Origin of the sequence: Stenotrophomonas sp. BR163 (assembly GCF_047520985.2) — a bacterium.
GTDB classification, from domain to species: Bacteria; Pseudomonadota; Gammaproteobacteria; order Xanthomonadales; family Xanthomonadaceae; genus Stenotrophomonas; species Stenotrophomonas sepilia.
In genome coordinates this window covers 249096-258206 of sequence record NZ_JAXBRE020000005.1, presented here as the reverse complement: position 1 = coordinate 258206, position 9111 = coordinate 249096, and the positions used below count along the sequence as shown (strand labels likewise).

Genomic DNA, 9111 nt, shown 5'->3' with positions numbered 1-9111 from the left:
ACTACATCGAGATGTTCTACAACCCGATCCGCCGGCATGGTTCCGCTGGCGGACTGTCACCGGTAGAGTTTGAAAGGCGCTACGCGCAGAGCGGCAACTGAGTGTCTACAGAACTCTGGCCGGTCCAGAGCGCCAGGCGGGCGTGGCCATTGAAGGTGTCATCCGCCAAGAAAAGCTGGAGACCAGCCAGCTTGCTGTGGATACCCATGGCTACACCGACTTTGCCATGTCACATGCCCGTTTGCTTGGTTTTGATCTTTGCCCGCGGTTGAAGGAACTCAAACAGCGCCACCTCTTTGTGCCACGCGGCACCAAAGTGCCCGCAGAAATCGCTGCGGTGTGCGAAGCCAATGTCGACGTCGCTTTGATCGAAAAGCATTGGGATAGTCTGGTGCACCTGGCAGCCTCGGTCATGAGCGGACATGCCAGTGCGGTGGCAGCTCTTGCGCGGTTCGGTTCTGCCGCCCAGGGCGATCCAATCTATGAGGCTGGCGTGCAATTGGGGCGGTTGCTGCGTACGGCGTTTTTGGCTGACTACTTTGTCAAGGACGCTTTCAGGAACGAGTTGCGCCGGGTGCTCAATCGGGGCGAGGCTGTTAACGCCCTCAAGCGCGCCATTTATACCGGCCGGATCAGCCCGGCGCAGGCCAAACGTGTCGATGAAATGCAGGCTGTGGCCGATGCGTTGAGCCTGATGGCCAACATCGTGATGGCGTGGAATACCTCACAGATGCAGGCGGTCCTGGATCGCTGGTCGAACCGCCGCCAGGTCATTCCACCGGAACTGATCGGGAAGATTGCGCCCACCAGGCTGGAGAGCATCAACTTGCGGGGTGTGTTTCGCTTCCCGGTTGACCGCTATGCTGACCAAATCCTGCCTTCGCGGCCAAATGCATCGATAACTGGCACCAATGGATGAAACCGACCACGGTTTGACGCCACGAATCGCAGATTTGAAAGTGAACAGGAAAGTCAATGAAATCAACGATCTACCAACACCACCTCCGCGCCAGTGCTAGCTTTTCGTACCGTCACTTATTGCACTGAAAACGAGGAGACCCCGGTTCGGCGGTGTTCAAGGGGCGCCAAGTGCAGCGCGGCGGGGATGGGCCTTGCGCCGATCCCCTGGAGGCAAGCGTAGCGCGCAGCGCCACAGGCGCGAAGGCGTGAGGGATTGAAGCCGCATGGCCGTGACGACAAAGACGGCACGGGGCGCAGCCCGCAAAGCCCGGCGGCGTATCGCGCCGACACGCCATGCCCCGAGCGCAGGCACAGGCGCTCCTTCCCAGCATGGAGATGCGGCCCGCCAAAAGCCACTCCCTATCTTGACCGGGTATGGGACGTACTGACAGCGCAGCGCCCCGCCGGGGCGGGATGCTGCGGGCGGCGACTACGCCGCTTGGACCTTGCTGCGCGACCAGATCAAGTCGTGCGTGCCGCCCTCACCTTCGATCAGGCGGGCGTAGACCGGCGCCGGGAACGAAGGATCGTCGAGGGTCACGGACAGGTAGTCCCGCCCGGCTTCGCTGGTCTTGTTCCACGCCGCGCCGATGTCATGGCCGGCGGCCTGGAGGCGGAAGTCGGGGGCGTTCTCGCTGCTGCCCTTGTCGTTGGGAACCAGCTTGACCTTGACGTTGAGGGTCAGGGTGCGGAGCGTGCCGGTGAAGCCGTCTTTGTCTGCGGTGAAGGTACCGATGTTGGCCATGATGATTTCTCCTTTCGGTGGAACAAGGTTCGCGCCCATCGCGTCCTTGTTGTGATCCGGCCAGCGGGGGACGGGCTGGCTGCACCGCTTGCGGTCGAAACGCAGTGGAGAGCCGGGAGGCGAAAAGAATTTGCTGCGCGAGGAAGCCGCGCAGCGGCGGGGAAATTGTTTTCGCCGGACGGTTGCAGCCATGAAGCCCGAGGCGCAGCCGTGCCACCGCCAGGATTCACAACGAGACAAGGACGCCTTGGGCCGAACCGCTCCGAAAGGAGATGGGGCCGACTCGGCATCCCCGCCCGAAGGCTTCTCCGGCTCGCCCACTGACGCGGGCCAGGTCAACCACCCGACGACAGGCGAGAACGCCCCCGCCGCACCTTGTGGTGCCGCTCTTGAGGCGTGGCGTGGAAGCTCCATGGCGATGCCGGGCGGAATGTCCGTGAACCGTCCTTCGTGACGTGATGGGCAGGAACCGCCAGCGTTGAGGGCAGCACGCATCCGTGCAACCTGCTGCAGCAAGGGCCAGCGTGTTCGCCAGCACCCCGTCCATCGCAGCGTAGCGCTGGCCGCGCCGATCCGGCGCAGCCGGTTCGGCCGCATCGAGGGGCGCCAAGCATCGCGCGGCGGGGATAGCCCGCAGGGCTTTCCCCTGGAGGCAAGCGAAGCGCGCAGCGCCACAGGCGCGAAGGTGTGAGGGATTGAAGCCGGATGGCCGTGACGGCAAAGACAGCACGGGGCGCAGCCCGAAAGCACGGCGGCGCGAAGCGACGACACGCTCCGCTCGCGAATCTTCGCGACTAGATGCTGGGGACAGGAAGTTGGATGAACCGCTCCGGCGACGAAATCGTCAGTGATCGAGTAGCCCGAGAAATAGCTACATAAAAGAGCTTCGCCTGAGCCTGACGCTCATTGGCGAAGTGGGTAGCGTCAGGAATTACCACATGGTCGAATTCCAGCCCCTTCAATAGCAACGGGGTCGAGAGAGTGCGCTTGGGCAGCCTCCGGCCTGAGTTGCTGACTCGCTGGCGAATGCTGAGGGTCGCCGCTGCCATCGTCTCGGCTCGATCTGCTGCGACTTCGGTCGCTGCTCGTTCGGCATCGCGCCACAGTTCATTGCGGTAGAGCTTCCATCTTGGGCGTTTGCGGGCCAACGTAAACATCTGGGCGACGGCTTCCGCTCCATTGCCAGTGCCCAGGCTAGGCACCAAGTCCCGCATCGCCTGCTGAAGCGCCGCGTCCTCGGGATCAAGCGGCTCACCTTCCACAACCGGTTTTTTGTGGAAGCAGTCCTCAATGAGAGCGGTAAACGCTCGAAGTCTGCCAGCGCCATCAGTCGCCCGATCCCACGCGGATGCGAAATCTCGCAGTCGATTTGCGGCGATTTCCTCGATGGCTTGGTATCCACCATTCGCGGCTTTGGCCAGTCTGTAGCAGATAGTCTTGTTGCAATGGATGGCGGCGAAACTGCCATCCTTGCCATCGATGCCTTCGAACAGCGTTCCCATATCGAAGGCATCATCGGATTCACGATAGCTGATGCGAGGGTCGGCCAAGTCGATGGCTTCGCCACGCATGAGCTTCAATCGGGTCTCGGCGATCCACTGCCCGAGTTCGGGATTCTTGCCGGCCCAGCGGTGCGGTGTTTCAAGTGTCCCAGCAAACGGGAAGCAAGGATGGATCTCGTCGTCCCAGCTCAACGTCGCGCCGGCGAACTCGAAGATTCCCTGCATCGGGTCGCCGAAGATCAAAGTCGGCACGATGTTTGAGAGTTCGACCGCGAGTTGATGCTGCAAGCCGTGGCAGTCTTGATATTCGTCGATCAAGATGCGGTCGTAGGAGGCCGCAATGACTTCACGGACGGCCTTGACCCCGAGGGCGCACGTCGCGCCACGGTAGAGCTGATTCCATTGCTCGCCGGTTTGCGGCATGCCATCAGGCGGTTGAGCCACGCCGGGGAAAGCATGCGCGTAGCGCATGCACCATCCAGCGATGGTATCGACGGCGACGCGCACGTGAGGGATTCCCAAGCGCTTTATGCGCGCTCGAATGGCATGCACGCCCGCGTGCGTGTGGGTCAGGATCAGCGCGCGACCGCCCAAGGCTGCGACATTGGCAATGATCTCCGTTTTGCCATGCCCGGCAGGCGCCACCACTGCTGCGTTGCCCAAGGCGGAAAGTTCGGCGGCGTCAGGCATACAGCCATGCCTCGGCTTGGGTCAGGGTTGTCGCAAGGGGTGAGGCGGGATTTTCCGCAGCAATCCGCCAGACCATAGGCGCCAGGCCCCGACCGATCCTTTGATCTTTGAACCATTTTTTCCGGCCAGCCACCTCGGCAATTGCTTCTCGAAGCCGGGCACCATCCATTTCAGAAAAAAGCTCCCAGGCTGCAAAATTGCCTCTGATCGTTGCTATATCCAGGTCGGGGATTTTGATGTCGAGGTTGTTGTCGATGGCGTCGTCGCCGCGTTCTTCGCGTGCGTAGACCAGCAGCTCTTGAACCAGAGCATCGCTTGCCGCCGAGAAAATGGCCTGCTCGGTGTTGAGTCCACCGCCGTATTCAAAAATGGGAACATCAGCCGCCGCCAGCGCGGCCACAATGGCGGGGGACAAAACCGTATCTGAATCTCGATAGATTGCAGTCGTGTAGCCGAGGCCAGCGAGCGCAAGAGCCATTGATGATGCCTGTTCGCCATTACCGTCGGCGAGCGCAACTCCCAGTTGCTCAATCGGCCGATTGGCATGACGCGCTGGCCAGTTTTCCCGCAGACCAAGAAGAAGGCCAAGCTCCGTGTTTCCTTCAGTCACCAAGATCCGACGGGCGAACATTGCCCTGGGCGTAAAGCGCATCAGCGCACGGATGGAGTCAGGGGAATTCGGGTGAGCGATAGTGGCCGCTCGTCCTGGTCGGGATGTTTGGATCACGCGCAGACTGGTTGCGCCGGCCTCTCCAATTGCGACATCGGAGTGCGTGGTCATCAAGACTTGCCCTGCAGGCTTGCCTCCATCCTTTGCTTTGACTTGATCGGTTTTGAGTTGCGCAATCGCACCGATGATCCGGTGTGGCTCAAGCCCATGCTCGATTTCGTCGATCAGGACGATAGCCCCTTCAGAAATGGCGGATTTCTGGATTGCCAGGGTGGCGAGTCTTCGGGTGCCAAGGCCGGACAATCGAAGCGGCACTCCGCTGTCGTGGAGGGCGATAGAGCCCGAAGAAAGCCCGGATCGCCCAAGCTCCAAGCCGGGCTCATATGCGCCCTCGACATATGCGCCCAATCCTTTGGCAAACCCTTCGGCCAATTCGGCCGTGTCAGCTAACGCTTCGATGTCACCCAGATTGGCACTTGCTCGGGCAGCTCGATACGCGTCTGCGAGACGGGCTGCTGCTTCTTTGTTGTCCCCTGTCAGCCTAGCCAGAACCGATCCTTGGCCCCAAGCCAAATGCCGCGCGTCTTCACCGGCCAACCGAACAAGGCCGAACAGCGCACGGTCACGGTTAGACAACGTGCGGGGTTCCTCGCTCCGATCACATACGAGTTCCCAGACAGGCTCCATCGTGGCGTCAACGGTGAGGCGGACGGTCAACACGGGCTCATCATCATCTTCGGGTTCGTCGCGTAGCTGGCCAGCAGCCGTCCAGCCTCGGATGTAAAGGCCGAGTCGCTCATCCGATTTCAGAGACTTGGAAAGTTCACCGACTGTCGCCTCGATGACGATGGGGCTGGAGGTGTCGCAGGCGAGGAAGTCGGGCTCGGTGAACGAGAACCAGCGAGACGAGAGTGCCGCTTCGGCTGCATCGAGCAAGGTGGACTTGCCCGAGTCACCCGAGCCGATTAAGCAGCAAAAGGAAGAATCAGGCTTCCAGTCCAGCGCGGAGATGCCTCGGAAATTCGATATTTTGAGTTGTCGGATTTGCATGTATCCCCTTTCGATGCACGCCGGGTTGATTTCTATTTTTCAATTTGGAAATAGTATGTCAGGAGGCACATACCCCAGCGCTTTAAACGACAGTTGAGGGTAAACCCGTCATCCCAATTCCTGACTTCAACGTCTCCGCCTGAGTGTCAGCGAAGGCGGAGACGTGGTATTCGGCTTTAACACCGGGCGCGGCCACTGCCGCGCCCGGATTTTGAAGTTCACCGCGCCCAGGACGGAACGACCTGGGCGCGGTGCTGATCGCGGTTATTCCTTCGTCTCGATGAGCCACCACACGGCACGCGGCAAGGCGCAGCCCGTGATGGGATGAATGTCGGTGAGGTCGGCGCAAGCCGACCAGCCCGAGGGCGGGTGGTAGCCGCGCACGTCGCCATCGCCGTGCCAGCGGCGGGCGCGTACCGTGCCGGGGGCGTAGATCGCCGCCATGCGCGGGCTGCTGGTGGTGGTGCGGGTCATGAGGGCTTCTCCTTTCGGCGAAACGCCCCGGTCGAGGCCGGGGCGCTTGCCTTCGACGCGGGTCAAGCGGCCAGTGCCTCGGCGGGTTCATCCGCCATTGCTTCGGCATCGTCCGGGGCGTCCTGCTCCGGGCCTGCCTCCTGCGCGCTTTCCTTCACTGCCTGCTGCGGGCCTTCGGCCTTGAAGATGGCAGGCATCCAGCCCGTGCCATCGGCCAGCCGCTCGGCTTCGCTGGCAATGTCGGCCTTCTTCAACTTCACCAGTAGGGAAACCTGATTGGGCGCGTATTCGCCCACGGCTTGCAGAACTGCCGCCTTCGGAACGTGCTTGAAATAGCCTTCGGCAGTCGGCTGCCACCATGCGGCCATGTCGAGGCCCACGGCCTGCGCCAGTTCCGCGCCGGGCTGGTGCGGCGTGGCGCGGGGCGTCACCACGTCCACCGTGGAAGCCACGCACACGGCCAGCAGCCTCACCAGTTCGTCTTGCGACTTCGCCAGCAGCGCGGCGAACAGTTCGGCGTTGTCCTTCGGCAAGGCTTCGCCCGCCACCTGTTGCAGTTCGCGCAGCGCCACGGCGGCGGGCGATTCCGGCCAGTCCGGGGCCATGCCTTCCAGCCGGTCTTGCACTTTCAGGCTCACGCCCAGCGGCAAAGAATCACGGTTGAGGCCGTAGCGGCGTTCTTGCAAGACGGTCTGCACCATGCCATGCACCACAGCAGCCAGCGCAGCTTGCGGATGCCGTGCGACTTCGATTTGCAGCGCGGCGGTGCGGTGCGCGCTCAGGCGCTGCGCCAGCCGGTCAGACATGGCGGCGCTCTTGGATTGCTCGTCGTCCTCGCCTTCGTCGTCGTTCTCGGCTTCGCCTTCGCTGCCGAATCCTTGGCGCAGCCGTTCCAGCGTGCGCAGCGCCTTGGCCTCGGCCTCGCGCAGCAGGCCGCGATGGATCACGGCCTCGCCGTTGCGGTCGATGGTGACGATGGCACCGGCTGCGGCCTTCACGTTCGCGCCGTAGTCCTGCAAGCCATCTTCCAGCGCCTGCAACTGCTCGCCCAGGGTTTCGCCTTCCTCCTGCAAGGCGTCGGCCTTTTCTTCGTCGTCGGCGTCCATCGCGGCGTCCACGGCTTCACCGATGGCCCGCATTTTCTCTTGCAGCTTTTCGATGCGCTGCGCTTCGCGCTTGTTCGGCTCGCGCCGTTCCCTCGGCGCACGCTGGAAGGCGTGCAGATCGGCATGGGTCACGCCCGGCGTGGCACCCACCCACGCCCAACCCTCGGCGCGGACAGCGGCGGCGATGCGTGCCAGCTTGTCTTGCGCCAGCCGTTCCAGCAGCGCGGCGTCGTTGAGGTACACGCCCGCATCGCCTTCCGCGAACAGGTCGCGGCGGATGCCGCCGCCTGCGGCTTCGTAGCCGTCCAGCCCGACGAAGCGCACCAGCGGATGCCGGTAAGCGTCGATTTCGCGCTCGGTGAGGCGTTCGCGCAGCGCGGACGGTTGGCGCTGCCACTGCGGGGCATCGTAGAACGCAGTTTCCTGCGCGGCGTGGTCGTCGGTAACGGACAAGGCCATCAACTGATCGAGCGTGACGGCATCGGCCCGATAGTCCGCCATCAGGCGCGGCGAGACATTCGCCAGCTTCAAGCGACGCTGCACCACCAGCGGCGTAACGCTGAAATCCGCCGCAATGTCCTCGATGGGTCGGCCTTCGGCCACCAGCGCCGCGAAGGCTTCAAACTGGTCTGCCGGGTGCATGGCTTCGCGCTGCACGTTCTCGGTGAGGCTGGCCGTGCGGGCCGTGCCATCGGCCACCAGCAGGCAAGGCACCTCCCATTCCTTGCTGATGCGGTGCTTCTTCGCCAGCAGCTTGAGCGCTGCAAGGCGACGGCCACCGGCCACCACCTCGTAATGCTCGCCATCACTGGCGGGAATCACGATCAGGTTTTGCAGCAAGCCCACGCGCTGGATGCTCGCGGCCAGCTCGGGGATGGACATGCGCGGGGTCTTGCGCACGTTGCGGCCGGTGGGGCGCAGCACCAGCCGCGACAGCGGAACCAGAATCAGGTTTTTCGTGGGGTCGGCAGCTTCCAGCACAGGGACTTGGATGGCGCGGGCTTCGGTTTGGGTGATGGCGTTCATGGTGATAACTCCTTGCGGTTAGGAAATGCAGCAGCGAAGAAAGCGGCAAGGGCCGCTGCCTGCCCCTGCCGCGTGGGGATTCAGGCTTTCAACTGGCGCAGGCCGTCGGCCAGCATCCAAAGGGCGCGATTGAGGCGCACATCGGAATCAATGCCCTGCACGGGTCGGGTTTGCTGGCGGCGTCCGTTGGCGCTGCGGCCATGCAATCCGCCCTTGGTCAAGTTCTCCTGTGTGCGGTTGAATACGCTCCACAGGTCGGGGCGGCGGTCGTCGAACCGGCGCGGCATCAGGATTTGCGATTCGGTGATGGGCGCGGGCTTGTCCGGGTCGTCGTACTTCAACGCCAGCGCAGCGCGGGCGAACACTTCGGATTCGCCATCGTCCAAAGTGATGCTGCGCATCAGGTCGCGCGATTCCTTCACGCGCTCGAAGCCGCTCAACACCTCGAAAGCACCTTCGATGACGGAACCGGCCACGTCGCCTTTGTGGGGCACGCGCACATCAGCCACTGTGTCACCACACACAAGGCCGTTGCTGCACACGAAGCGGAACATTCCGGCCAGCATCTGATAGCTGCTGGTGCCGTCGTGCGAGTTCAGCAGCACGATTTCGCTAGCCTCCGCGCCGTTGATCTGGCTGGCGTGGCGCAGGCGCAGCATGTGTTTCGTGTGCTCGCGCTTGCCTTCATCGCGCACACTGGTCTGCGTCACCATGAAGGGCTGGAAGCCTTCTTTGCGAAGCTCGGTCAGAACGGCGGCGGTGGGGATGTAGCTGTATCGTTCGGAACGGCTCTCATGCGGGGCGTCCGCGAAAATGGACGGGGCCACCCTGCGAATCTGGTCATCGGACAGCGGGGAGGGGGGGGGGGGGGGGGGGGGGGGGGGCGGG

At 63.0% G+C, this 9111-nt stretch carries 6 protein-coding genes and 1 pseudogene; 1 reads left to right on the top strand and 6 read right to left on the bottom strand.

Annotation, left to right across the window (positions count from 1 at the left end):
* Positions 1-127: 127 nt before the first annotated feature.
* A pseudogene (locus ACM0PY_RS06755) lies at positions 128-919 on the top strand (Tn3 family transposase); the annotation flags it as partial.
* A gap of 471 nt (positions 920-1390) precedes the next feature.
* Here the strand turns inward: ACM0PY_RS06755 and ACM0PY_RS06750 are convergent.
* The 6 genes from ACM0PY_RS06750 to ACM0PY_RS06725 all read right to left on the bottom strand — a co-directional run bounded on the left by ACM0PY_RS06750 (position 1391) and on the right by ACM0PY_RS06725 (position 9074).
* Positions 1391-1705 (bottom strand): DUF736 domain-containing protein, encoded by a 315-nt coding sequence (locus ACM0PY_RS06750; protein ID WP_150360005.1) that lies wholly within the window; start codon positions 1703-1705, stop codon positions 1391-1393.
* A 794-nt stretch (positions 1706-2499) separates the two neighbouring features.
* Positions 2500-3897: a UvrD-helicase domain-containing protein gene (locus ACM0PY_RS06745; RefSeq protein WP_150359716.1), complete on the bottom strand. Its 1398-nt coding sequence runs from the start codon at positions 3895-3897 to the stop codon at positions 2500-2502.
* Positions 3890-5617 (bottom strand): ATP-dependent nuclease, encoded by a 1728-nt coding sequence (locus ACM0PY_RS06740; RefSeq protein ID WP_150359715.1) that lies wholly within the window; start codon positions 5615-5617, stop codon positions 3890-3892. Before ACM0PY_RS06740 ends, ACM0PY_RS06745 begins: the two co-directional genes overlap by 8 nt.
* A 264-nt stretch (positions 5618-5881) precedes the next feature.
* Positions 5882-6091 carry a hypothetical protein gene (locus tag ACM0PY_RS06735; RefSeq protein ID WP_150359714.1) on the bottom strand — a complete coding sequence of 70 codons (210 nt, stop codon included), beginning with the start codon at positions 6089-6091 and terminating at the stop codon, positions 5882-5884.
* 62 nt (positions 6092-6153) lie between these two features.
* Positions 6154-8223: a ParB/RepB/Spo0J family partition protein gene (locus ACM0PY_RS06730; RefSeq protein WP_150359713.1), complete on the bottom strand. Its 2070-nt coding sequence runs from the start codon at positions 8221-8223 to the stop codon at positions 6154-6156.
* Between the two features lie 80 nt (positions 8224-8303).
* Positions 8304-9074: a DUF932 domain-containing protein gene (locus tag ACM0PY_RS06725; RefSeq protein WP_495493251.1), complete on the bottom strand. Its 771-nt coding sequence runs from the start codon at positions 9072-9074 to the stop codon at positions 8304-8306.
* Positions 9075-9111 lie beyond the last annotated feature (37 nt).